The following is a 23,836-nucleotide window of genomic DNA, read 5'->3' as shown; positions in this document are numbered from 1 at the left end:
AGCTAAAGAATGCAATAGGAGCGACTCTTCGTCTATTTCTGCAATAAAAGGAATCTGCAATAAAAGGAATCCGCAATCAAAGAAATCGAAGAAGGTCAAAACTTTATAAATCATCTTGCCAAGCAGGTAGCATTTTATTTAATCGCTTATCTTCTCTGTATCCTAATACATATTCCGCTTGCATGACCGTGTGAATCTCTCGTGTCCCTTCATAAATGACAGGCGCTTTAGAATTTCGTAAATACCGCTCTACCGGATATTCATCCGAATAACCGTATGCACCATGAATTTGAACAGCGTCATCCGCAGCTTTATTCGCAAAATCACAAGCTTGCCACTTTGCGAGAGATGTTTCTCTTGTATTTCGCTCGCCTGCATTTTTTAATTCGCCCGCGCGGTAAACGAGTAGGCGACTCATTTGATAGCCTGCCTCCATATTGGCAATCATTTGTTGAACGAGTTGATGTCGTCCAATATCCTTGCCGAAAGTTTTACGTTCATGGCAATATTTTACGCTCGCTTCCATACAAGCCATAATTTGTCCGACCGCCCCAGCTGCAACGGTAAATCGACCATTATCTAGCGCAGACATCGCAATTTTAAAGCCTTCTCCTTCTTCGCCTAATAAATTCTCTTTTGGTACTTTGACATCCTCAAAGAAGAGCTCTCCTGTATTACCCGCACGAATGCCTAACTTCCCCTTTGTGGCAACCGAAGAAAAACCTTCCCAAGTTCTCTCAACAATGAATGCTGAGATTGCTTTATGTTTATCCGATCGGTCGCCTGTATAGGCAAACACGAGGAAGTGATCGGCAACATCACATAAGGAAATCCACGTTTTTTGACCATTTAATATATAATTATCGCCATCTTTTACGGCGGTTGTTTGTAATGCAACAACATCCGAACCAGCCGCAGGTTCAGTTAAACCAAACGCGCCAATCTTCTTTCCACTCGCCTGTGGAACAAGATATTTTTGCTTTTGCGCTTCATTACCCCATTGCAGGATTGTCAGGCTATTTAATCCTGTGTGGACAGAAACTGCAGTCCGAAATGCAGTATCCCCCCTCTCCAATTCCTCACAAACAATTGCTAGAGAATTATAGTCCATACCACTGCCGCCGTACTCTGTAGGAATGCAAACACCCATTAAACCAAGATCGGCTAGTTTTGTATAAATCGTAGGATCTGATTGCCCTTTTCGATCCCATTCTGCAATATGAGGCATAATTTCTTTATCAACAAATGCCCTAACCGTACTGCGCAGCATTTTCTGTTCTTCTGTGAATGAAAAATTCATACCTATTCTCTCCCTTTTAACACTATTAATCTTTGTTATTACACTAAAACTGTTAAAACAGTTGATTAAAAATAGGTCCTATCTGAACATCAAGCGATTCCTCGTCATAACTGAATACGCTACAGTTTGGTGATGATCGAAAATATCCTTCCTAATCTATTCCACACTATGCAAAACTTTTCATTTTTAATTCAATTGAGTCAATTTCATAATTACCTAAAACCGCTAAGCCGATACGATATATAGTTGAGAAAGGTTTAACTCAACTGAGTCAATTTCATAATTACCTTAACTTGCAAAACTTAATTATGAAATTGATTGAACTATATATTGTATCCGCGCAGCGAAAAGATTGAATTATGAAATTGACTAAACGAAAAAGCCAATTCAAAAATCTGCATGACTGCAGTCCATTTGAATTGGCTATTTTTACGAATAATTCCACCCATGAGTCTGAACTAATTGGTTATGTATACCCTCTAAGTTTTTTTAAATAACAACATTCTTCGGAACGCGTCCCTCTAGCACATCCATAATCGCTTTCTGGTTCATCTTCATCATCGCAAGTCGCGTCTGGATGCTCGCACTTCCGATATGTGGCAGGACGGTTACATTAGGTAACGTTAATAAAGGATGGTTTAATGGGACTGGTTCTGTTTCGAATACATCCAGGCCTGCACCCCAAATATCACCATTTTTTAATGCATCGTAAAGGTCTTGTTCATTCACAATGCCGCCGCGCGCAACGTTTAACAGAATCGCGGTTTTCTTCATTAACCCGAGTTCTCGTTTGGCAATCATATTTTTCGTTTCTTCCGTCAACGGGGCAAAAATAAGTACGAAATCGGACTGTTGTAATAAACTGTCGAGTTCTGCATAGCTAAACCCGTACTTTTCTTCTGCTTCGAGTTTACGCGTACGATTGTAATATAAGACATTCATATCGAATCCTTTCGCTCGCTTTGCAGCTGCTTCACCGATTCTTCCCATGCCAATAATACCTAGAGTAGCGCCAAACACATCCATCCCTGTCAGTTGCATCGGCGCCCAAGACGTCCATTTACCGTCACGTAAGACACGTTCTGCTTCTGTAATACGTCGTGCTGAAGCGAGAAGTAAGGCAAAGGCAAGGTCTGCCGTTGTTTCTGTTAGCACATCCGGCGTATTTGTTACAGTGATACCTAGCTCCTTTGCCGCTTCAACATCGATATTATTAAAGCCAACCGCAAGATTCGCGATTACTTTTAAGTTTGGGGCACTAGTCATGATTTCTTTCGTAATCTGATCAGATATTGTCGTCCAAAGTGCATCCGCCTGTTGCACTTCTTTTTTTAGTACATCAACAGGCACCTCAATCTCTTCTTCCTCCCACATACGTACCGTAAACTTTTCACGTAACGGTTGGATAACCTCTTCAGGTAATTTTCTTGTAATAAATATCGTTTGCTTCAATTAAGTTTCGCCCTTTCCTTAAAAAACGTCAGCCGCCAATATACCCCATGCCAATTTTTTTACGGTTTTTTGCAGTTTGTTCTGTCCGTTCATCTGAATAACGATCCGCCCTGCGTTCCCAAACCTTTCGAATCGATTCCACAAGTGCTTCATCTGTTTTATTACTACGAATTAAAGCCTTTAAGTCAAATCCATCAGAGGCAAATAAACAAGTGAACAGTTTCCCATCAGAAGACAATCTTGCTCGTGTGCAAGTTGAGCAAAATGACTCTGATACGGATGTGATAAATCCAACTTCTGCACCGTTGTCTTGATAACGATAGCGCTTGGCTACCTCTCCGTAGTAATGCTGTTCGGCCGGTTCAATGTTATAAATTTCTTTTAACATATGGTAAATTTCTTTTTTCGTAATGACTTTTTCAAAGCTCCACCCATTGTCATTTCCGACATCCATAAACTCGATGAAGCGAAGCATGATCCCGCGCTCTTTAAAGTAGGTCGCCATTGGAATAATTTCACTTTCATTGACCCCTTTTTCAACGACCATATTGACTTTAATTTCAAAACCAATTTTTTGAGCGAAATCAATATTAGACAGGATAAAATCTGGTTTTACGCCTCGACCGTTTATTGCGCCAAAAACCTCGGGATTCAGAGCGTCTAAACTTATATTTAAGCGACGGAGTCCCACATCGTAAAGTGCTTGTGCATGTTGGCGCAGTAATACTGCATTCGTTGTAAGCCCTACGTCTTCAATGCCATCAATCTTAAGCAGCTTGCCCACCAATATTGAAATGTCTTTTCGCATCAGTGGCTCTCCACCCGTAACCCGAAGTTTTTTCACCCCAAGATCTGCAAATATTTGGGCAAACCGCTCAATCTCCTCAAATGATAAGAGCTCGTCTTTCGGTAAAAATGCATAATCGTCGCCAAATATCTCTTTCGGCATGCAATACGTACACCTAAAATTACAACGATCCGTCACTGATATTCTTAAATCACGAATCGGTCGGCCTAATTGATCAACCATTGCACTCATTTTCTTCACCTCTTTCTAATTCAGTTTCATAATTTATATTTTTAAATACTTTGTTTGCATGCTTCGTGAAACGATCGCCGTCTATCCACAATGTTTCGACTTCATTTAACAATTGCATCACTCTCAACCGCCTCTGTTCTAGCGACTGTCGTAACTGTTCTTTTACACGCCGATGCCAACTCGACACGAGCGGATGATAATTATCATCCGTTTTAACAGCAATTACAGATTCTTTTTGATAGAGCATTAGCCCTCCAATGACGCTCTCCGTTATATAAGGCATATCACAAGGCAAGACCAGATAGCGTTCGGCTTCAATCACACTCATCACTGAATAAATCCCAGCCAGTGGACCGAGGCCAACAAACGATTCATCGTCCGTAATGACATTCAGCTCATTTGGGAAACGTTCAACAAGTTCAGGTCTTGTGACAATCACAATCTGATCGCAATGCGGTGCTAAAGCAGCAACTGCGTATTCATAGAAGTACTTGTTTCCCATCCGCGCGAATGCTTTCGGGGAACCAAACCTTCTAGATAAACCACCGGCTAGTACAACGCCAACGGTTTTCATCCACCACTCACAGGCGGAATAAATGCGCACACATCGCCCGTTTGAATCGTATCATCCTTTAAAGCGTACTCCTCATTAATTGCAACATGAATCATATCCTTACCAAATCCGGGATACTTTTCTTCAGCCCAATCGAGTAATTGCTGAACCGTCATGTAATCTTTATCGATAAATTCTTCGGATTTCCCAGTTAATTCCCGAAGACGAGCAAAATAATGCACTTTAATCATTCAATTTTCTCCCTTTCGTCGGATATTTTTTCTGCGCACCAATCCATTCTTCTCCGTCTTCCCAAATTTCTTTTTTCCAAATCGGGACAACTTCTTTAATTCGTTCGATAGCATACTCATTTGCGGCGTAGGCTGCCTCTCTATGAGGTGAGGAGACGGCGATTAGGACGGCAATATCTGATATATGTAGTTCACCGATACGATGAACGATTGCGACTTTAATTCCTGGCCATTTCTCTTCCATTTCCGCCCCGATTTCCGCCATTTTTTTCTCGGCCATTGGGACATACGCTTCATAAGACAAATATAACGTCCGAACGCCGTGTGTCCATTCACGCACATTCCCGGTGAAAATCGTCACTGCCCCCGCACTTGCATGGAGAACATAATCTGCGTATTTTTGTATGTCAATTGGCTCTTCTACGATTTCAAATGGCTTCATGGCCATCCTCCTTTACCCATTGTAAAAACCAATCATCAACTTGGCTTTTTTCGGCCCGGTCAATTACATCTACATGTAAGTTCATTTTACCATGTCCAATAACGAATTGAATGCCTGACAATTGTTGTAACGCTTGCCAGTCCTTTTCGTCACGTACTATAACCACTTTATTTCCTTGTTCACTTTTATACCCTTCGATGAGTAAAACATCGGGATTGTTTAAAGTCGCCATGTGCACTAATTGCGCAAAACTCGGTTCTTCATTTAATAATAGTTGAGCAGTTCCAGCGCCAGCGACGAGAGACATATCCGCTCCATTATTTAAAAATTGCATTCCGTCCGTATTTTCGTTAGGCATATCAAGAGATGAAGCATGCCCGTGATGCTTCAACACGGAAACCGTCAGACCTTCACTTTTCAACAAGCGCACCCAGCGTGAGATCAGCGTTGTCTTCCCACTATCCTTAAAACCAACGACATGTAAGATCTTCACAGCTCCCACTTGGCAACGCCTTCTTCTACCCCTAGTAAAAGAACGTCTACTTCCATGCCTTTTGTATAGCCTCTCGTTCCATTTGGGAGAACAATGATACAATTTCCTCTTGCAATGGACGATACCGCGGCCGATTTATTAAAGCCCGCTGGTGTTGCAACCGGACCTTCTTCAGTCATTTCCCAAACGGCACGCACGAAGCGTAAGAAAGGGTTCGGCTTTGGGAAGTCTTCGCCAAGCGTGGCTTTCATTCGAGGTAAATAGGGCTTTGTTCCGCCCATCATTTTCAATAACGCGGGACGTGTAAATAATTCAAAGCCTGTAAAACATGCCGATGGATTGCCAGATAATCCAAATAATAAATGACTCCCTAACGTGGCAACAGTCGTCACACTTCCAGGACGCATGGCAACTTTATTGAACAATACTTCAGCACCTAATTTTTCGTAAATGACAGGTAAATAATCATAATCTCCTACCGACACGCCGCCTGTTGTAATGAGGACATCTGTTTCAGCCAATGCTTTTTCAACCATTTCCATACAAGCATCGAGATTATCTCCAAGCAGGCCATAGGATTTATATTCAATGTCCATGCGCGATAATTGTGCAGCGATCATTGGACCATTGGAATTTCGAATTTTTCCAGGTGTCAATTCTTCATGGACTTGTAAAAGCTCTGTACCTGTTGCGAGTATGCCGACGACCGGCTTTTTCGCGACTTCTACTTCCGCGTAACCAAAAGTTGCTAGGAGCGCTATCGTTCCTGGGTGAATCAATGCCCCCGCTTCAATTAACACTTTTCCTTCTTTTGCGTCTTCACCTTGAACGGCTATATTCTCGCCAGTGTCAAAAGGTTTCCGCAGGGAAAATGTGTCCTCTTGCTCAATTGTTTGTTCCAGCATAACAACAGCATCTGCATTTTCCGGAATTGGCGCACCTGTCATAATTCGAACAGCTTCACCTTTTTCTATGCCGCGTTTCGCTAAATGACCTGCCCCAATTTCATCAATCACTTGAAAATGAATTCGATTCTCTCCAGATGCACCTTTCGAATCTTCTGCACGAATCGCAAAACCATCGTACGGTGATCGATCGAACGGAGGTACATCATGCTTCGCAATAATTGGCTCTTTTAACACACGACCATATGCTTGGTCTAGCGGAACTTTTTCACTGCTTCCTATTTGTGTATGATTCATGACAAGTTGAACAGCCTCTTTCACTGGAATTGGTTTTCTCATTAGTGACATAATCGTAAAACCTCACATTTCTGCTATACTTTAAGTAAATCATCCCGAAAGGATTGAATTGTTTTGTCTAAATTAACGCATTTCAATGAACAAGGACGCGCCAAAATGGTTGACGTCTCACATAAAACTGAAACAGTACGGGTTGCCATCGCAAAGTCATCCATTATCGTGAACGAAGAAATTCACGCCCAAATTGCAGAAGGAACAAATAAAAAAGGAGATGTTTTTGCTGTTGCGCAAATCGCTGCTGTAATGGCTGCGAAAAACACTGCAAACATCATTCCAATGTGTCACCCGCTTCCACTCACTGGAATTGACGTGCAGTTCGACTGGGCAATTGACCATGAGAATAACCATTTCGAAATACTCATTCATGCCGAAGTTAAAACAAAAGGTCTTACTGGCGTCGAAATGGAAGCTTTAACTGCTGCCACGTCCGCTGCGCTAACCATTTATGACATGTGTAAAGCGGTTGGAAAGGATATGGTTATCGGTCCAACTATGCTTATGAAAAAAACGGGTGGAAAAAACGGAGACTTTGAGCGACAACTTTAAAACGTATTAATAGAGATGGGCAGCTTGAGTTTGAAACACTTTCAAACTAGTTGCCCATTTCTTTTATTCACTTTTATGTTTCGTAATTTCATGCACGATGTGGTGTAGTTCAGGTAGAACGAGCTTTTTCATCGCCAGTTCTACAGCCTTTACTGACCCTGGCAATATGTAAATGACTTTATCTTCAACAATGCCTGCCTCTGCTCGACTTAACAACGATTTCGACCCGACATCTTCCGTATAACTAAGCATTCTAAACAATTCTCCAAAACCCTTTATATGCTTTGTAAAATACGGCTCAATTGTTTCAGGTGTAATATCTCTGAATCCTAAACCGGTACCTCCTGTTGTAACAATCCCCTGTATATTTGGGTTTTCTAACCATTTTTTTATTGATTCCTCAATTTCTTGTTTTTCATCTTTACAAATAGATGACGCTACAATTTGATGCCCTTCACTTTCAAGCATTTGACGGATTGTATCGCCACCACGGTCATTTTCTAAGTGACGTGTATCACTCACTGTGAGTACAGCCAATGCTAATGATTGATCCTTGCTATATTCATGTTCTTTTGCCATAGTATGTCCTCCTCTATTAACCAAAAAATTGATGATACATCTTCCGTCCTTGTTGAATATCTTTTAATCCATGTATGAGTAAGCGCCCATTCGCAAAAATAACACATCGGTAATCATTTACCTTCATTTCTACAAAGTAAGGCGTTTTTTTATATGGCTGATTCAGACGCTTGGCGACTGCTTCCACTTCATCTAAAGTCAGTAAGCGGTCTTTATCTGGAATCACTTGCACGGTTTTTCGCCCGCAAAGAACACCGAAACTTGTTCCTGTTTCTTTTTGTAAAGCCGGAAAACTAGGATTGGGTCCGCATGTTTCGCATAGATCTCTTTTTAAGCGAGTCATTCCCGCTTCGACACTCGTATTATGCCAACAGTCATACGTCAGCATTTTCGTCCGCATTGCCCCTCTATTCCCCGATAGCCATTTAAGCGCTTCTGCACTTTGATGGGCGGCCGTTATTTGGACGGCTGGTGCAATGATGCCCGCAGTGTCACAAGTTTCATTAACGGCCGGGAGAGCTGGTAGTAAGCATCGAAAACAAGGAGTTTCCCCTGGTATAAAAGAAAAAACTGTACTTAAACTCCCAACACAAGCCCCGTAAACCCATGGAATCTCTCTTTTCCATGCAATATCATTGATTGCTAATCTCGTCTCAAAGTTATCAGTCGCATCAAGAATAAGATGAACATCTTTACTGAGTCGTTCGATTAATGGACCATCAATATGATCCAAGACCGTCTCAATTTCAATATCGGAGCGAATTTTTGTTAAACGACGTTTTGCTGCAATGACTTTTGGCATCCCATCAATCGCATCTTGTTCAGTAAATAATTGTTGCCTTTGTAAATTAGACGGTTCAACGTAATCTCTATCCGCAATGATTAATTTCTTAACACCTGCTCGGACTAGCGTTTCAGACGTTGCCGTACCGAGCGCTCCACAACCGATGATTAGGACAGTCGATTCGGTAAGTTGTCGTTGCCCTTCATCACCAATCGGCGTAAATAAAGTTTGTCTCGAATAACGTTTTTCCAACTCAAGTGCCTCTCTTCATTGTAGAATAGAGCAAGGGCAGCCGGTAGATGTACCGAATGCCCCTACTTTTACTCAGGTGTAATGTCTGTAAATGTCCCGACATATCTGAGCACTTCACCAGTTGAATCAGTAACTGTATGGATAGAAAGAAGCTCCAAATACTCTTCACCATCTTTCTTTTTATTCCATAGCTTTCCTGTCCATTCACCTTCCTGTCCAATTTGCCCCCACATCGTCGTATAAAATTCAGATGATTGTCTTCCTGAACTTAAAATATTTGGATTTCGGCCAATGACCTCTTCTTCGGAATAACCCGTCAATTCGGTAAAAGCTGGGTTTACACTTTCAATTGTCCCTGCCGCATTTGTGACAAGTATCCCTTGTCCCGTTGATTCAAATACGTCCGAAGCGAGTTTTAATCGGTCCATATAATACAACCAGATCACAAGAATTAAACTAACGAGTGCGACTTGGGAAAAAGCCATAAAGCCAATTGAATAAGATCCTGTCATTGAATAGACGACAGACAGCAATAGCGGTGGAAAAAAACCTCCTAAACCGCCCATCATAGAAACGATTCCGTTCACAATTCCTGCTTGTTTATTGAAGAATGTCGGAACAAGTTTGAAAATCAATCCATTTCCAGCGCCAGCACAGACCGCGATAATTAAGGATCCGACTGTGTATAGTCCAATTGATGGTGAAAAAGCTAGAACGACGGCTGCTCCTGTTAGCCCCGCAAAACAAACCATGAGCAAATTTAGAGGAGGAAATTTATCTCCAAGCCATCCGCCGATTGGACGAAATGCGGTTGCTAGGACAATAAAACCTGCTGTTCTCATACCGGCATCCACTTTTTCGATGCCAAAATACGATACTAGGAAATTAGGTAAAAATACGGTGAACGCTACGAATGAACCGAATGTAATAAAGTAAAACAATGAAAAAAACCATAGTTTCTCATCTTTATATACGCTCTTAATTTGATCCATAATTGGCGCTTTCACTTTTGGTTCTGCCTTATCTCCTAAGAAAAAGTTAAGTGCTGCGAAAATGACTAGTACAATAAGATATAATTTTACAGTCGCTGTCCAACCAATTTGTGTTGCAATGATTGGCGCGGTAAATGTCGATACAGCCGTTCCTAAGTTACCAATCCCGTATACCCCATTCACTAAGCCATGCTTTTCTTTTGGATAATACTTTGGCAGTGACGTGACACCGACGGAAAAGACTGCTCCGCCTATCCCTAAAAATGTTCCGCCAATAATTAAATCCATAAAAGATGAAGCGGCGCTAATGTAAAACACAGGGAACAACAGTATAATAAAACTAATTAAAAATACTAATCTAGCACCAATCATGTTGGCATAGTATCCAAATGGAATACGTAGAACCGAGCCAAGCACAATCGGTACAGCTGTCACGATTGCTAACCTTTCCGGGGGAATCGAAATATCTTCTACGATAAAAGGAATTAGAGAAGAGATTAACACCCATACCGCGAACCCTACTGTTAAGTTTAACGTTTGTAACGGCAATTGCACTTTCTTAATCAAGCAAACCACCTACTTTTTATAGTCATAAATGATTTTTGTTATCTCTTTAAATAATCGGTGTATACAATTGCTCATAAAGTTTGTCTTGTTCTTCTATACGTAAAATATTATCTACCATTGGAAATAGAATAGATTCTTCTTTAACAAAGTGCACGGCCAGTACTTCAAATGCCTCTGCAGCATCATTTACTACTTTTTGCATATCTTCCATCGTAAAATGACCGACATCTCCTAAAGTATGATGGAGAAAGTGCCCAATATATGCATCGATTTCTTCATGCTCTTCTTCGGTTGCCTGCACGGGTCCTTGCTCATCTCCGACGTACTGGGCTAGCATTGGGAATAAAAATGCTTCTTCTTTTTCAGTGTGATTTTTTAACGGTTCGATAAACTCAACAATTAATTTTCTAAGAGCTTGTATTGCTTCATGACCTTCTTCAACCGTATAAATATTCCGCTCAAAAGCAAGGACAATTATATGCCACTCTTCCATTAAATAGGACAAATACTGATGTTCATTTTCCAATACCCTTAGGGCAGGTAGCGAAAATTTAAATTTAGCTGTTTCAGCCATTAGGTACGCACCTTCCTTTTAAAAATTTAATAACTTTTTTCGAAGTGCATATTCAATCAGTTCAGGTCGATTTTTCAAGTTTAATTTCTCCATAATACGCGCTTTGTGCGCTTCGACTGTTTTGACCGAGATAAATAGTTTCTCAGCTATTTCTTTATTGCCGTATCCTTTCGCAGCAAGTGGCAACACTTCTATTTCGCGTTTCGTTAAAATTTTAAATGGGTCATCTTCCGGGCCATCTATATCTTGTTTGACGAACTCACGGACGAGTGACGTTGCCATCGTTGGATGAATATACGTATCGCCTTTATGTACTGTACGTATCGCAGACAATAGTTCTTCATCAGGTGCATTTTTCAATACATATCCGGATGCACCATTTCTCAATACATGAAATAAATACTCTTCATCATCATGCATCGTTAAGATTAAAATTTTTGTCTTTGGAAAATCCTCATGAATTTTTCCAGTTGCGATCAAGCCACTTTCACCTGGCGGCATACTTAAATCCATCAATATAACATCAGGTCGATGCTTCGCAACCAGGGCGTACGCTTCGAGTCCGTCAGCAGCTGTTGCCACCACTTCCATATCCTCTTGAAAATTTAAAATATGCATAAAACCACTCCGTACAACAGCATGGTCATCCGCAATAATGATTTTCAATTCATTCACCCCTTTCACAGGCTAGTGAAGCGGAACTTTTAAGCAAATTCGTGTTCCTTCGTCAACATTCGTTTGAATGATTAACTGCCCGCCAACAAGTTCTGCACGTTCTCTCATCCCATATAAACCAAGGCCAGTTCCTTTTGAATGACCTTCATTAATATCGAATCCAATTCCTTCATCTTCTACATGCAGTTCAAGGTTGCCCGCATGTTCGAATAGACTTACTGCAATCAAATCTGTGCCAGCATATTTTACCGCATTGAAAACAGCCTCTTGACACACACGGTAAACGACAGTTTCAATTTCCTCTTCATAACGTTTTGCTTTTAAATCCGCGGAGAAATTAATCACTAACCCATAATTTTTTTCAATCCATTTAAAATGAGTGCGAAAAGCTGCTTCTAACCCTAAATCATCTAATGTAGCGGGCCTTAGTTCTACAGAAAGATGACGAATATCTTCAAGTAGACGCATCAGTGAGCCTTCCGTTTGCTGAATTTTCTTCAATGCTTCATCGTCAATGTTCATATATTTTAATACACGCAAATCAACGACTGCGCTTAACATTTCTTGCGCAACACTATCATGGAGTTCACGAGAAATACGTTTTCTCTCATCTTCTTGTGCCTTAATAATTCTCTTCGTCATGGTACTTTGATATAACGCCTCTTGTGTTGCAAGTTGCTTAGTAGAATCCCGAAGCATAAGCAAGCGTATGCCATTTTCCTCGTCAATCGTTTGGTAACTTGCCATATACGGAATGATGCCTTTCCCTTTTGTATCCAAATACACTTGGAAGGAACTAAAGTCAACCGACGGATTCGATAAATAACAAGAAACGCAAGTTCGTAATTCTTGTTCACTTGTATACCCCTTACAAGATAGACAAATTGCTTTCCTTTCTCCATCGATCATGCGTTTCACAACATCAGTGTCTAATATGAGTTCGGCTGCTCGGTTCATCGCAATGACTCTCTTCGAACAATCAAAAAATAAAAGGGCCTCACCTGAGTTGTCATACATTTTCATTAATAAATTTGTCAATTGTTCATTCTGAAGCGCTCTCATTCCTCCACCATCTCCAAATGGTAATATGGACTGAATGTTGGAATCGCTTCATTTTTAAATTGCTCAAAAAGGTCAGGCGTTACTTCCTGGTCATCTCGGAAAGCAACGAGAAGTACACCTTTTACACGATTTTCTTTATATAGTGGAATTGCTCCAAAGCTAGTCAGCGATTCAGCACCGAGAATCGGATAGTTAAATAAGTCAGTTTTCCCTATTTCACGTTCTACGTTCTCGACTAAGAAAGGCTTTCCCGTTTTAAATACATTACCTGCGATTCCTTTGCCCGATTGTAAAACAATTCTTCGATACCGGTCACTTTTGTTTCCAAGAACATGTTCCCACTTTAATACGTATCGAAGTTCTGCTGATTGTACGAGTGCTAGGGCGATAAAATCAAAATGAAATTTATCTTTTATTTTTTTAAGTGCTTGTTCATAGTTGAACGGTGTTTGATCACACATATTTATTCTCCCATTCTTGAAAAAGCACGTACGCATTTTTCAATTATTATTCTGACGATGTCTTCTGTATATAATATAACTTCTTTCCAGATAATTTAATGGTACACTCCAAACGTGAACTAATCTTGTAAATGGCCACATCGCTGTAATTAAAAAACCAGATAAGATATGAAGTTGAAAGGCTAGTGGAACACTCGACATAAAGCTAGCTTCTGGTTGAAAGATTAATAACTTACGAAACCAAATCGAAATTGAATCACGATAATCAAAATCTGGTTGGGTGATGCTTGTACCAATCACACTGTACATCCCAATGAACACGATAAACAATAAAAGCGCATTCACAATCAAATCTGAAGCAGACGATAATTCACGCACACTTTTTATCGTAAATCGACGTGACGTTAATATTAGCATACCTAAAAATGTCACAACGCCAAAGAATCCACCTACCCAAAAGGCACCCATATGGTAGAGTTCGTCACTTATTCCAACGGCCTGTGTCCATTCTTTTGGGACCCCCAAACCCACGACATGCCCAGCGATAACGGGAATAATTCCAATGTGGAATAGTAAACTCCCAATCATCAATTGTTTCTTTTCAATAAACTCGCTAGATTTTGCTGTCCATCCAAATTGATCAGTTCGCCATCTAAATATATGACCGACAATAAATATTGCAATACATAAGTAAGGAAAAATAACCCATAAAAATTGTTCAATCATGGCCGATGCGCCTCCTGACGTATACAAGACTTAAACGTTTCTCTTAATCCTTTGATTAAATAAAAATAGGGGCTATTATATTTTTCGAGCGCTTTTAATAAATGATACGAACCATCTTCCATTACTGCTAAAAGCATCCCGAAGCTCCTCGGGGCCCTGTCATCCCCTATCCATTCAGCCGCGTAAATAAACTCGCACATTAATGGAAGATAGTCAGATAGCTCACTATCGGGCATACTAAGGCCGAACATTTCGTATAAAACTTTTAATCTCGCAAGCATTTGACCGCGGTCCTTTGCATCTTCATACTTCACATAGGTCATAAACAAAGTCGTTTCTTTTTGAAAATCAAATGTATTTGTATACATCTCTTGAATTTTTTCTAGACTGTGTCCAAACATTTTATCCCAATACTTTTTTAGGTCTTCATACGCCGGGTGAGAAGAGTCCACGGACTCTTCAAATACCGACGGATGATACGTAAGTTTTTCGGGGTACGTAAGTTGATTTGCAAAGAAGCCAAAGATATGTTTTTCTTCATATAACTTCTCTAAATCAATCACGCCAAATCCCCCCATAGAAGTTCTCTTCATAAATTTGTTTTCCTGTCTTCTTTGGCGCAACTGGTCCACAGCCATCACAACTGCCATCTTCCATTGGGATCGTGCCCGCATAACTGTATGGACTTTCAGACATACCCATACTATAATCGCCCATTTCATCGTATCCAGTTGAACCTTGCGCGCGATAAGCGTTCATATGCTTTGATCTTGTGGATGTTGGAATGACAAAACGATCTTCATATTTTGCAATTGCAAGGAGACGATACATTTTTCGGGTTTGATGGGCTGTTAATCCAACTCTCTCAAGACGCGACTCATCAAATTCCTTACCGGATGACAAGGCTCTCATATAAGACCGCATCATCGCCATACGTTGTAATGCTTCTTTCACAGTTTTCGTGTCTCCAGCTGTCAACATGTTCGCTAAGTATTGAACAGGAATACGCATTTCTTCAATGGCCGGGAAAATCGCATCTGGATTTTTTATGGAATCTTTACCTTCAAAGTAGTTCATGATTGGGCTTAACGGCGGTACATACCAGACCATCGGAAGTGTACGGTACTCCGGATGTAGTGGGAATGCCAGCTTATACTCTATTGCTAATTTGTAAACAGGCGAATTTTGTGCTGCCTCAAGCCATTCCTCGGAAATCCCATCTTTACGAGCCTGTTCAATTACTTCAGGGTCATGCGGATCAAGAAACAAGTCACATTGTGCTTGATATAAATCTTGTTCGTTAGGTGTAGATGCTGCTTCCAATACGCGGTCTGCATCATAAAGTAAAACACCTAAATAGCGTATACGTCCTGTACATGTCTCTGAACAAACTGTTGGTAATCCTGACTCAACACGCGGGAAACAAAATGTACATTTTTCCGCTTTATTTGTTTTCCAGTTAAAGTAGACCTTCTTATATGGACACCCCGTCATACAATAGCGCCAACCACGACAAGCTTCTTGGTCAACAAGGACAATTCCGTCCTCATCGCGTTTATACATTGCACCAGATGGGCAAGAAGCGACGCACGATGGATTTAAACAATGTTCACAGAGTCTCGGCAAATACATCATAAATGCTTTTTCAAAATTAAATTTGATTTCCTCTTCGATTTTTTCGATGTTCGGATCTTGTGGCCCTGTAATATGAGCACCTGCTAACTGGTCTTCCCAGTTCGGTCCCCACTCTAAGTCCATATACTCTCCAGTGACAACAGATTTAGCACGTGCTACAGGCGTGTGCTCACTTTCCCCTGCCATCGTTAACTTCTCATAGTCATATGTCCACGGTTCATAGTAATCTTGCATTTCAGGCATGTCAGGGTTATAGAATATTTTACCTAATGCAATTTTCGATAATTTCGAACCTGACTTTAATTCTAGCTTACCTTTTTTATTCAGGTGCCACCCACCTTTGTAAAGTTCTTGATCTTCCCAACGTTTCGGGTAACCAATACCCGGCTTTGTTTCAACGTTATTAAACCACATATATTCGGCGCCTTCACGATTTGTCCATGTTGATTTACACGTTACACTACATGTATGACATCCAATACATTTATCTAAATTCATTACCATTGCAACTTGTGCTTTAATCTTCAAGCCAATTTACCTCCTTCATCTTGCGGACTGCGACATAAACGTCCCGCTGATTTCCGATTGGTCCGTAATAGTTAAACCCATAACTTAATTGCGCATAACCACCAACCATTTGCGTTGGTTTCATATGAATCCGCGTCGGTGCGTTATGACTTCCACCGCGTGTTTCTGTAATTTCAGAACCTGGAACTTGAATATGTTTATCCTGAGCATGATACATAAACATTGTTCCTTTCGGCATTCTGTGACTCACAACAGCCCGCGCAGTTACGACCCCATTGCGGTTATAAACTTCAAGCCATTGGTTATCATCTATATCATGTTCCTTAGCATCTTCATCAGAAATCCAAACGGTTGGTCCACCACGGAAAAGCGTCAACATATGTTGATTATCCTGGTAAGTCGAGTGAATATTCCACTTACCGTGCGGTGTTAAGTATCTTAGAACTAGAGAATCTTGCCCTCCGATAATTTGTTTATCACGCGGCCCAAATACCATTGGTGGCAATGTTGGTTTAAAGACAGGTAATGCTTCACCAAAGTCTAAGAATAATTCATGGTCAATATAGAAATGTTGCCTTCCTGTCAATGTTCTAAAGGGTACCAGCCTTTCGATATTCGTTGTGAACGGCGAATAGCGTCTGCCCAATTTATTTGACCCTGAAAACACAGGCGTTGGAATTACTTCACGCGGTTGTGCTGTAATGTCAGCAAATGTAAATCTCTCGGCTGCTCTATCCGCAGAAATATCTTTCAACTTTACCCCAGTCATTTCTTCCGCCACTTCGAATGCTTTTTGCGAAACTTTTCCATTTGTCGCGGATGATAACGTTAAAATTACCTCAGCTGCTTGTTTGGCAGTATGCAATTTAGGCAGTCCATTTTTAATTGACTCGTCAAAATAAGTTCCATTTATGCTCTTCATCAATTCATATTCTTCTGCCACGGAGAAACTCACTCCGTGTGCGCCTACTTTTCCTGTTGCAAGCAGTGGCCCCAGCGTGACGTATTTGTCATATACTTGCGTATAATCTCGCTCGACAACCGTCATCGCAGGCATCGTTTTACCCGGAATCGCCTCAACTTCGCCCTTTTTCCAATCTCTTACTTCCCCGTAAGGTTGTGCAATTTCTTGTGTAGAATCATGTGCAAGCGGCGTTGTGACAAGATCTTTATACACACCAGGCAAATGCGTTTTAGCCATGGTAGAAAATGCTTCTGCGATTGAGCGATAAATATCCCAGTCAGAACGCGCTTCCCACAGCGGATCTACAGCAGGATTGAACGGATGAACAAACGGATGCATATCCGTCGATGACAAGTCATGCTTTTCATACCAAGTCGCTGCCGGTAGCACAATATCGGCGTACATTGGTGTGGCCGTCATACGGAAGTCAATCGCGACAAGCAAATCTAGTTTTCCTTCAACATCATCTCGCCAAGCCATTTCTTCAGGTTTCAAGTCATCATTTGGTGTTGCAAGCAACCCATCCGATGTACCGAATAAATGCTTCATGAAATACTCTTGCCCCTTTGCAGAACTGGAAACTAGATTCGAACGCCAGACAAATAATGAACGCGGGAAGTTTTCTGGTGCCCCCGGGTCTTCCGCGGCAAATTTAGTTTTACCAGATGTTAATTGTTCAACTGTGTAATCAACAATTTCTTCGGTCGTTACTTTTCCTTCTTTCGCCGCATCCTCTGCGAATGTTAAACTATTTTTATTAAACTGCGGGTAGGATGGTAACCAACCTAATCTAGCTGCTAGCACATTATAGTCGGCTGGATGTTCGTAACGCGCCTTGCCAGCAGTCGGTGACATGAGCAAATCTGCACCCATTTCTTCGTATTTCCATTGGTCAGTCGCGAAATAGAAGAAGGATGTTGCATTTTGTAATCGAGGCGGCGCTTGCCAATCACGTGCAAAAGCAACCGTAGCCCATCCTTCAATCGGACGACATTTCTCCTGCCCAACATAATGCGCCCAACCACCACCATTGACACCTTGTGATGCAGTTAGCGTAACAAGGTTTAAAATCGATCTGTAAATCGTATCACTGTTAAACCAGTGGTTAATCCCTGCCCCCATAATAATCATGGAACGTCCACCTGTATCAATCGCGTTTTGAGCAAATTCATGCGCTATTTGGGTGACTAGCTCTGGTTTTACACCTGTAATCTTCTCTTGCCAAGCAGGCGTGTAAAATGACTCCGCGTCATCATACCCAGACGCTTCAAGCTCACTGCCAATTCGATTAATTCCGTACTGGCTAAGCATTAAATCGTACACAGTTGCCACAAGTCGCTCTTGACCATCTCCGCATTTGATTTTTTTTACTGGGATTGGTCTATTGAATGTACCGTTTGAAACGTTATCGAAATAAGGGAAAACAATATCCTTCCACTCCGCGTCATGGTCAGCAATGGATAATGCAGGTTCAACTTTTGTACCGTCTTCGTTTTCTAATATTAAATTCCATTTTGCATCATCTTCCCAACGTTGACCCATTGTGCCGTTTGGAACGATGATTTCATTTGTCACCTCGTCAAAAATGACCGGCTTCCATTCCGCATTTTGCGACTCCTTCCCTAAGTCACTTGCACGTAGAAAACGCCCCGCCTTGTAAGCGCCCTGATGTTCTTCCATTAGAATTAAAAAAGGCATATCTGTATATTGTTTCGCGTAATTCATGAATAGCGGCTCTTGTCGTTTTTGATAAAACTCATCTAAAATTACATGCGTCATCGCCTGTGCCACAGCCGCATCTGTACCTGGGTGCGCTGCAATCCAATCGTCAGCATGCACAACGCTTTCCGCATAATCTGGTGCTACGGAAACGACTTTCGTTCCTTTATAACGGACTTCTGTTAAGAAGTGAGCGTCTGGTGTTCTCGTAAGCGGTACGTTTGAACCCCACATAATGATATAACCAGAGTTATACCAATCACTTGATTCTGGTACGTCCGTCTGCTCTCCCCAAATTTGTGGGGAAGAAGGTGGTAAATCCGCATACCAGTCGTAAAAACTAAGCATTTCTCCGCCAAGCAACGATATGAAACGCGCGCCTGAAGCATAACTAACCATGGACATAGCAGGAATTGGCGTAAAACCAGCTATGCGGTCAGGTCCATATTGTTGAATTGTATAAATTAGTTGAGCCGCAATCATAATTGTTGCATCACGCCAATCTACACGAACATGGCCACCTTTTCCACGCGCTCTTTTATATTCATCAGCTTTTTTCGGATCTTCTACGATACTTGCCCATGCTTTTACAGGATCTTTTAATTCTGAAACAGCTTTTGTCCATAAACGCCACAACTTTCCTCGTATGTATGGATGCTTTACTCTGAGTGGACTGTATTCATACCAAGAAAACGATGCCCCACGTGGACAGCCGCGCGGTTCAAACTCTGGCATGTCAGGACCACATGATGGATAATCAATTTGCTGATTTTCCCACGTAATAATCCCGTTTTTCACGAACACCTTCCAACTACAAGAACCCGTACAGTTTACCCCGTGCGTTGTTCGGACAACTTTATCGTGCGACCAACGTTTTCGATACATATCTTCCCATTCTCTACTTTTTTCATCTAATATCGACCAATTTCCCGAAAACTTTTCTATCGGTTTGAAGTATTTGAAATCAAACTTTCTACGCTTCTGTTTTTGCATTCGAATGAACAGCTCCTTCTCGTATGAATAACCTCTCACAATAACCTTCCGAACTATTCCAACATTTCAATACATATCGTTCCTGCTATTATTAATTGTATGTAAGACTATAGATACTTCCTATTAGGGAAAGTCCTATTTCCCTCTGTGTTTACCCTGATTAGTAGAATTTTATCCTGAAAAACCCTATTTAATTGATAGGTCTATTAAATATTATTTACTTTCCGATAATTCTTAGTGTGCGCTAGCGATCTATAAATAAAAAAACATGCACCCAGCCTACGGGTACATGTTTTTAGTTTCACAGGTCATCAAAACCATTTAAATCACTTGTTTTTACATATTGCCTCGAAGCTTGTTCAAAGAAATCTGTTTTCGTATCATCAAAACTATCGACATATGCTTTGATCCAACGCATTGGATTTTTAGTGTACTCCGGATACATCTCACTTAATCCGAGCATACGTAACATTTTATTGGCACGATATTTAATGTAACCTGCCATCTCCTCCATATCGATGCCATCAATCTCTCCAAGCACGTAACGGCTCCAAATAATCTCTTGTTCTACGGAATGGTCAAATTGGTCGTACACCCAAGCAGTAAAGCCTTCCGTATTATAACTTGGATTTTCAGCCAACGTTGCACGGAAAATGTCACTAATGGCCCGTCCATGTTGCAACTCATCACGATTAATATAAGAAATCATCGTGGATGTCCCGACCATTTTTTGATTGCGCGCCAAATTGTAGAAAAATGCAAAGCCGCTGTAGAAAAACAAACCTTCTAATAATGTCGTATAAACCATTGCCTTTAATGCAGAACCAATCGATGGTCTTTCCGCGAACTCATTATAAACTTCAACAATTCTTTTATTCCTGCGCATTAGCACTTCATCCGTACGGCCCATCTCAAACGATTCGACTTGTTTATCGTATGTCGTTACTGACGAAAGGACATACGCATAACTGTGATTATGCTCGCTTTCTTGGTCTGCTATCGTTGCCATTAGAGACTTTACAGATGGGTCCGTTGATAAATGGGATAATCTTGCCGCAATATCCGTTTGCGGTCCATCCAAGGTTGCTAACAAGCCAATTATCTTCAGAAACGCATCCTGCTCCGCTATTGTTAATGTTGGGAACTGCTTAACGTCTTGCGTCATATCTACCTCATTGGCTGTCCAAAATAAGGAGCGAATCTGTTGTCGTAACGTGTAAAAATGTGGATATTTCAACTCATTCCAATTTAAGATGCCACTCGCCTTCCCACCAAAAATTGCCGTCGATTTATTTGGATTTGCTGGATCTAAAACTTTTACGCGTGTAAGTGTAACCAATGTGCCATAACCCCTTTCGCCCATTCCATAACTTGCTGTTCCTGTGTACCTCTTGGGCTCTGTTCTATTTTAAGCGGAGGGTACGTTGAATGATAAAATTTTGCTAACTTTGCTGCCGCCTTGCAAAACAAAGCGTCCCCTCCAAACTGTGTATCTCCTGTTCCAAATACATAAACATGCGCAGGTTTATAACCTACATCTAATACGAAATCTTTCACTTCATCAGGCGTTGCACCTTTTTCCCATGTAAAAGAACCAATAATCATCCCATCGAAATCAGCAAGATTCGGGACTGGGCCACAGCCGATTCGATATAACTTGACCTCTACTTGATGGTTCACAAATGTTTTATGAATGAGTCCTGCAACTTCCTGCGTATTTCCACTATACGTTGCGTAAGCGATTAAGAATGACACCATTCGCACTCTTCAATATCCGCCGCACTTGAGCGTGTATAATAAGTCGTTTTTAATCCCGATTGCCAAGCTTGTAAATGTAAGTCAAGCAACACAGAAGCGCGAATCGTATTTGGAACGTATAAATTAAACGAAATCGACTGATCGATATGTTTTTGCCTTGCCGCATTTTGGCGAACTGACCATCTTTGATCCACGATATAAGCCGAACGACGATAAACATCGTACGTATGATGATCAAGATCCGGTGCAACGACCGGTAACTTAAAGTCCTTCTTCTCTTCGTGATAAAACGGTTTAAATATTGGGTCAATGGAAGCGGTAGAGCCCGCAATTACAGATGTTGATGAATTCGGTGCTACTGCCATTAAATAACCATTTCTTATGCCATGAACCGCTACATCCATCCGCAGTTCATTCCATGCAGTTGAGTCATACCCTCTACGCTCAAAATAGGCACCAGTATGCCAATCCGAATCTTGATAGAGTGGGTAGGCCCCTTTTTCTTTCGCCAATTCCGTCGATGCCACGATTGTGTGATAGGCTATTTTTTCATATAACTTATCTGCATATTGCACTGCCTCTTCAGACTCCCACTGAATATTTTCTTGCGCTAATAAATGATGCCAACCAAATGTCCCGAGACCAATCCCGCGGTACCTTGCATTCGTCCGTGCTGCTTGAACTACCGGTATCTTATTTAAATCAATCACATTATCAAGCATGCGAACTTGAATCGATATCAGTCGTTCTAATACATTTTCCGGCACTGCCCGACCTAGATTAATAGAAGATAAATTGCACACAACGAAATCTCCAGGCTTTGCTCGTGTGACGATGACGTCATCTTCCAAAGTTACTGACTCAAATTTTGTTGGACTCATATTTTGCGCAATTTCCGAACATAAATTAGAGGAATAAATCATGCCTTTATGTTTATTTGCATTTGTACGATTCACTTCATCGCGATAAAACATAAATGGCACCCCGGTTTCAAGTTGACTGCGCAAAATACGTTTCATTAACTCAATCGCAGGAATCGTTTCACGACTTAACGCAGGATGCGCAACACATTCCGCATACTTCTCGCGGAATGAACCGCTTCCACGCGTTTCATCGTAAAAATCTTCCAACGAGTACCCCATTACATCACGGACTTCATGCGGATCAAACAGATGCCACTCACCACGTGCGTCCACTTGTTCCATAAAAATATCCGGCAAGCAAATGCCCGTAAAAATATCATGTGCACGCATTCTTTCATCGCCGTTATTCAACTTCAAATCCAGAAACGTCAAAATATCTTTATGCCAAGCATCCAAATAAACTGCAATCGCACCTTGCCTTTGTCCTAATTGATCTACACTAACTGCCGTATTATTCAATTGTTTAATCCAAGGCAAAACCCCACTTGAAGCACCTTTGAATCCGCGAATTGAAGAACCACGACTTCTCACTTTCCCCATGTAAACGCCAATCCCACCGCCATATTTCGACAAATTGGCAATGTCTGTGTTACTGTCGTAAATACCTTGTAATGAATCGTCGACCGTATCAATAAAACAACTCGACAATTGACCGTGTGGCTTTCCCGCATTCGCCAATGTTGGCGTTGCTACTGTCATATATAAATTGCTCATCGCCCAGTAAGCTTCTTCAATTTTCTCAAGCCGATTTTCGCTCTCATCTTGCATTAATGTCATGGCGATAACAAGCCATCGCTCTTGTGGAAGTTCAACAGGATTATTCGTAAAATCAACAGCTACATAACGGTCCATTAATGTTTTCAAACCAATATACGTAAATAGAAAATCTCTATTTGGATTAAGTATTTGGCCTAGGTGCACCAACTCTTCCTCGGAATACTTCGTAATTAATACGGAACTATATAGTCCTTTTTCGACAAGTTCCTTTACATGATGATGGAAATGACTATAAACCGCGCACCCTCTTCGTTGTTCATCTTGTGCATAAATTGCATGTAAATAAATTCTAGAGGCAACGAACGTCCAATATGGCTCATCCTCTGCCACAAAGCTAATCGCTTCTAAAATCAGTGTTCTTGTCCATTCTTCTGAAGATCCATGAACATATCTTTCTTTCCAACGGTCACTCAACTTTATTAGAGGTGCAATTTTCTCCTTTCCAAATTCTAGTTGTAAATCATTTAAAACCTTTTCAATTATTGGCGTCTGAATCATCATTGTCATTGATAAAACTCCTTTCAGTTAT

General features: G+C 41.1%; 23 protein-coding genes. 1 reads left to right on the top strand and 22 read right to left on the bottom strand.

The window, feature by feature from the left end:
* Window positions 1-103 precede the first annotated feature (103 nt).
* The 8 genes from AB1H92_RS01465 to glp all read right to left on the bottom strand — a co-directional run bounded on the left by AB1H92_RS01465 (window position 104) and on the right by glp (window position 6,783).
* Complete coding sequence (locus AB1H92_RS01465; RefSeq protein WP_115359831.1) at window positions 104-1,300, bottom strand: acyl-CoA dehydrogenase family protein; 1,197 nt, start codon at window positions 1,298-1,300, stop codon at window positions 104-106.
* Window positions 1,301-1,789: 489 nt separating this feature from the next.
* Window positions 1,790-2,752: a D-glycerate dehydrogenase gene (locus tag AB1H92_RS01460; RefSeq protein ID WP_115359830.1), complete on the bottom strand. Its 963-nt coding sequence runs from the start codon at window positions 2,750-2,752 to the stop codon at window positions 1,790-1,792.
* A gap of 28 nt (window positions 2,753-2,780) precedes the next feature.
* On the bottom strand, window positions 2,781-3,791 hold the full coding sequence (gene moaA / locus AB1H92_RS01455) for a GTP 3',8-cyclase MoaA (protein ID WP_115359829.1): 1,011 nt from the start codon (window positions 3,789-3,791) through the stop codon (window positions 2,781-2,783).
* Window positions 3,775-4,365: a molybdenum cofactor guanylyltransferase gene (locus AB1H92_RS01450; RefSeq protein ID WP_115359828.1), complete on the bottom strand. Its 591-nt coding sequence runs from the start codon at window positions 4,363-4,365 to the stop codon at window positions 3,775-3,777. The genes moaA and AB1H92_RS01450 overlap by 17 nt, the downstream gene beginning before the upstream one ends.
* Entirely contained in the window at window positions 4,362-4,595 is a 234-nt protein-coding gene (gene moaD / locus AB1H92_RS01445) for a molybdopterin converting factor subunit 1 (RefSeq protein ID WP_115359827.1), read from the bottom strand. The genes AB1H92_RS01450 and moaD overlap by 4 nt, the downstream gene beginning before the upstream one ends.
* Complete coding sequence (locus AB1H92_RS01440) at window positions 4,588-5,037, bottom strand: molybdenum cofactor biosynthesis protein MoaE (RefSeq protein ID WP_115359826.1); 450 nt, start codon at window positions 5,035-5,037, stop codon at window positions 4,588-4,590. The genes moaD and AB1H92_RS01440 overlap by 8 nt, the downstream gene beginning before the upstream one ends.
* The gene (gene mobB, locus AB1H92_RS01435) at window positions 5,024-5,539 is read right to left on the bottom strand and encodes a molybdopterin-guanine dinucleotide biosynthesis protein B (RefSeq protein ID WP_172481029.1); all 516 of its coding nucleotides are present in this window, start codon (window positions 5,537-5,539) and stop codon (window positions 5,024-5,026) included. Before mobB ends, AB1H92_RS01440 begins: the two co-directional genes overlap by 14 nt.
* Entirely contained in the window at window positions 5,527-6,783 is a 1,257-nt protein-coding gene (gene glp / locus AB1H92_RS01430; RefSeq protein WP_115359825.1) for a gephyrin-like molybdotransferase Glp, read from the bottom strand. The genes mobB and glp overlap by 13 nt, the downstream gene beginning before the upstream one ends.
* 63 nt (window positions 6,784-6,846) lie before the next feature.
* On the opposite strand from glp, the gene moaC reads away from it, so the two are divergent.
* A complete protein-coding gene (moaC, locus tag AB1H92_RS01425; RefSeq protein ID WP_115359824.1) occupies window positions 6,847-7,338 on the top strand; it encodes a cyclic pyranopterin monophosphate synthase MoaC in 492 nt (163 codons plus the stop codon).
* A 63-nt stretch (window positions 7,339-7,401) separates the two neighbouring features.
* On the opposite strand, the gene AB1H92_RS01420 is transcribed toward moaC, so the two are convergent.
* The 14 genes from AB1H92_RS01420 to AB1H92_RS01355 form a co-directional block, all read right to left on the bottom strand.
* Window positions 7,402-7,917: a molybdenum cofactor biosynthesis protein B gene (locus tag AB1H92_RS01420; RefSeq protein WP_115359823.1), complete on the bottom strand. Its 516-nt coding sequence runs from the start codon at window positions 7,915-7,917 to the stop codon at window positions 7,402-7,404.
* Between the two features lie 16 nt (window positions 7,918-7,933).
* Window positions 7,934-8,953, bottom strand: a complete 1,020-nt coding sequence (locus AB1H92_RS01415; protein WP_115359822.1) for a ThiF family adenylyltransferase — start codon at window positions 8,951-8,953, stop codon at window positions 7,934-7,936.
* Between the two features lie 68 nt (window positions 8,954-9,021).
* The gene (locus AB1H92_RS01410; RefSeq protein ID WP_115359821.1) at window positions 9,022-10,512 is read right to left on the bottom strand and encodes a nitrate/nitrite transporter; all 1,491 of its coding nucleotides are present in this window, start codon (window positions 10,510-10,512) and stop codon (window positions 9,022-9,024) included.
* Between the two features lie 46 nt (window positions 10,513-10,558).
* Entirely contained in the window at window positions 10,559-11,086 is a 528-nt protein-coding gene (locus AB1H92_RS01405) for a hemerythrin domain-containing protein (protein ID WP_115359820.1), read from the bottom strand.
* 18 nt (window positions 11,087-11,104) lie between these two features.
* Window positions 11,105-11,752: a response regulator transcription factor gene (locus tag AB1H92_RS01400; protein WP_115359819.1), complete on the bottom strand. Its 648-nt coding sequence runs from the start codon at window positions 11,750-11,752 to the stop codon at window positions 11,105-11,107.
* Between the two features lie 21 nt (window positions 11,753-11,773).
* Entirely contained in the window at window positions 11,774-12,823 is a 1,050-nt protein-coding gene (locus tag AB1H92_RS01395) for a sensor histidine kinase (RefSeq protein WP_115359818.1), read from the bottom strand.
* The gene (locus AB1H92_RS01390) at window positions 12,820-13,284 is read right to left on the bottom strand and encodes a GAF domain-containing protein (protein WP_256594297.1); all 465 of its coding nucleotides are present in this window, start codon (window positions 13,282-13,284) and stop codon (window positions 12,820-12,822) included. Before AB1H92_RS01390 ends, AB1H92_RS01395 begins: the two co-directional genes overlap by 4 nt.
* 39 nt (window positions 13,285-13,323) lie before the next feature.
* Window positions 13,324-14,010: a respiratory nitrate reductase subunit gamma gene (narI, locus tag AB1H92_RS01385; RefSeq protein WP_115359816.1), complete on the bottom strand. Its 687-nt coding sequence runs from the start codon at window positions 14,008-14,010 to the stop codon at window positions 13,324-13,326.
* Window positions 14,007-14,573 carry a nitrate reductase molybdenum cofactor assembly chaperone gene (narJ, locus tag AB1H92_RS01380; RefSeq protein ID WP_115359815.1) on the bottom strand — a complete coding sequence of 189 codons (567 nt, stop codon included), beginning with the start codon at window positions 14,571-14,573 and terminating at the stop codon, window positions 14,007-14,009. The genes narI and narJ overlap by 4 nt, the downstream gene beginning before the upstream one ends.
* Window positions 14,566-16,173 (bottom strand): nitrate reductase subunit beta, encoded by a 1,608-nt coding sequence (gene narH / locus AB1H92_RS01375; RefSeq protein ID WP_115359814.1) that lies wholly within the window; start codon window positions 16,171-16,173, stop codon window positions 14,566-14,568. Before narH ends, narJ begins: the two co-directional genes overlap by 8 nt.
* Complete coding sequence (locus tag AB1H92_RS01370) at window positions 16,163-19,849, bottom strand: nitrate reductase subunit alpha (RefSeq protein WP_115359813.1); 3,687 nt, start codon at window positions 19,847-19,849, stop codon at window positions 16,163-16,165. The genes narH and AB1H92_RS01370 overlap by 11 nt, the downstream gene beginning before the upstream one ends.
* A gap of 301 nt (window positions 19,850-20,150) precedes the next feature.
* A complete protein-coding gene (locus AB1H92_RS01365; protein ID WP_115359812.1) occupies window positions 20,151-21,212 on the bottom strand; it encodes a ribonucleotide-diphosphate reductase subunit beta in 1,062 nt (353 codons plus the stop codon).
* Window positions 21,167-21,607, bottom strand: coding sequence for a flavodoxin (locus tag AB1H92_RS01360; protein WP_115359811.1), 441 nt, complete (start codon window positions 21,605-21,607; stop codon window positions 21,167-21,169). The genes AB1H92_RS01365 and AB1H92_RS01360 overlap by 46 nt, the downstream gene beginning before the upstream one ends.
* On the bottom strand, window positions 21,592-23,814 hold the full coding sequence (locus AB1H92_RS01355) for a ribonucleoside-diphosphate reductase subunit alpha (RefSeq protein ID WP_256594296.1): 2,223 nt from the start codon (window positions 23,812-23,814) through the stop codon (window positions 21,592-21,594). The genes AB1H92_RS01360 and AB1H92_RS01355 overlap by 16 nt, the downstream gene beginning before the upstream one ends.
* Between the last annotated feature and the right edge of the window lie 22 nt (window positions 23,815-23,836).

The sequence above is a fragment of the Sporosarcina pasteurii genome (genome assembly GCF_041295575.1).
GTDB classification, from domain to species: Bacteria; Bacillota; Bacilli; order Bacillales_A; family Planococcaceae; genus Sporosarcina; species Sporosarcina pasteurii.
Note: the sequence above shows the minus strand (reverse complement) of the source record. Positions and strands in the feature narration are given on the sequence as shown.

Excerpts from the sequence above, each read along its gene's own strand:
- AB1H92_RS01450 (WP_115359828.1), bottom strand. The coding sequence starts at position 4,365 with ATGAAAACCGTTGGCGTTGTACTAGCCGGTGGTTTATCTAGAAGGTTT.
- moaD (WP_115359827.1), bottom strand. The coding sequence starts at position 4,595 with ATGATTAAAGTGCATTATTTTGCTCGTCTTCGGGAATTAACTGGGAAA.
- moaA (WP_115359829.1), bottom strand. The coding sequence starts at position 3,791 with ATGAGTGCAATGGTTGATCAATTAGGCCGACCGATTCGTGATTTAAGA.
- AB1H92_RS01420 (WP_115359823.1), bottom strand. The coding sequence starts at position 7,917 with ATGGCAAAAGAACATGAATATAGCAAGGATCAATCATTAGCATTGGCT.
- AB1H92_RS01355 (WP_256594296.1), bottom strand. The coding sequence starts at position 23,814 with ATGACAATGATGATTCAGACGCCAATAATTGAAAAGGTTTTAAATGAT.
- AB1H92_RS01370 (WP_115359813.1), bottom strand. The coding sequence starts at position 19,849 with ATGCAAAAACAGAAGCGTAGAAAGTTTGATTTCAAATACTTCAAACCG.
- AB1H92_RS01360 (WP_115359811.1), bottom strand. The coding sequence starts at position 21,607 with ATGGTGTCATTCTTAATCGCTTACGCAACGTATAGTGGAAATACGCAG.
- AB1H92_RS01390 (WP_256594297.1), bottom strand. The coding sequence starts at position 13,284 with ATGTGTGATCAAACACCGTTCAACTATGAACAAGCACTTAAAAAAATA.
- AB1H92_RS01465 (WP_115359831.1), bottom strand. The coding sequence starts at position 1,300 with ATGAATTTTTCATTCACAGAAGAACAGAAAATGCTGCGCAGTACGGTT.
- narI (WP_115359816.1), bottom strand. The coding sequence starts at position 14,010 with ATGATTGAACAATTTTTATGGGTTATTTTTCCTTACTTATGTATTGCA.
- AB1H92_RS01395 (WP_115359818.1), bottom strand. The coding sequence starts at position 12,823 with ATGAGAGCGCTTCAGAATGAACAATTGACAAATTTATTAATGAAAATG.
- AB1H92_RS01440 (WP_115359826.1), bottom strand. The coding sequence starts at position 5,037 with ATGAAGCCATTTGAAATCGTAGAAGAGCCAATTGACATACAAAAATAC.
- glp (WP_115359825.1), bottom strand. The coding sequence starts at position 6,783 with ATGTCACTAATGAGAAAACCAATTCCAGTGAAAGAGGCTGTTCAACTT.
- AB1H92_RS01405 (WP_115359820.1), bottom strand. The coding sequence starts at position 11,086 with ATGGCTGAAACAGCTAAATTTAAATTTTCGCTACCTGCCCTAAGGGTA.
- AB1H92_RS01365 (WP_115359812.1), bottom strand. The coding sequence starts at position 21,212 with ATGGGCGAAAGGGGTTATGGCACATTGGTTACACTTACACGCGTAAAA.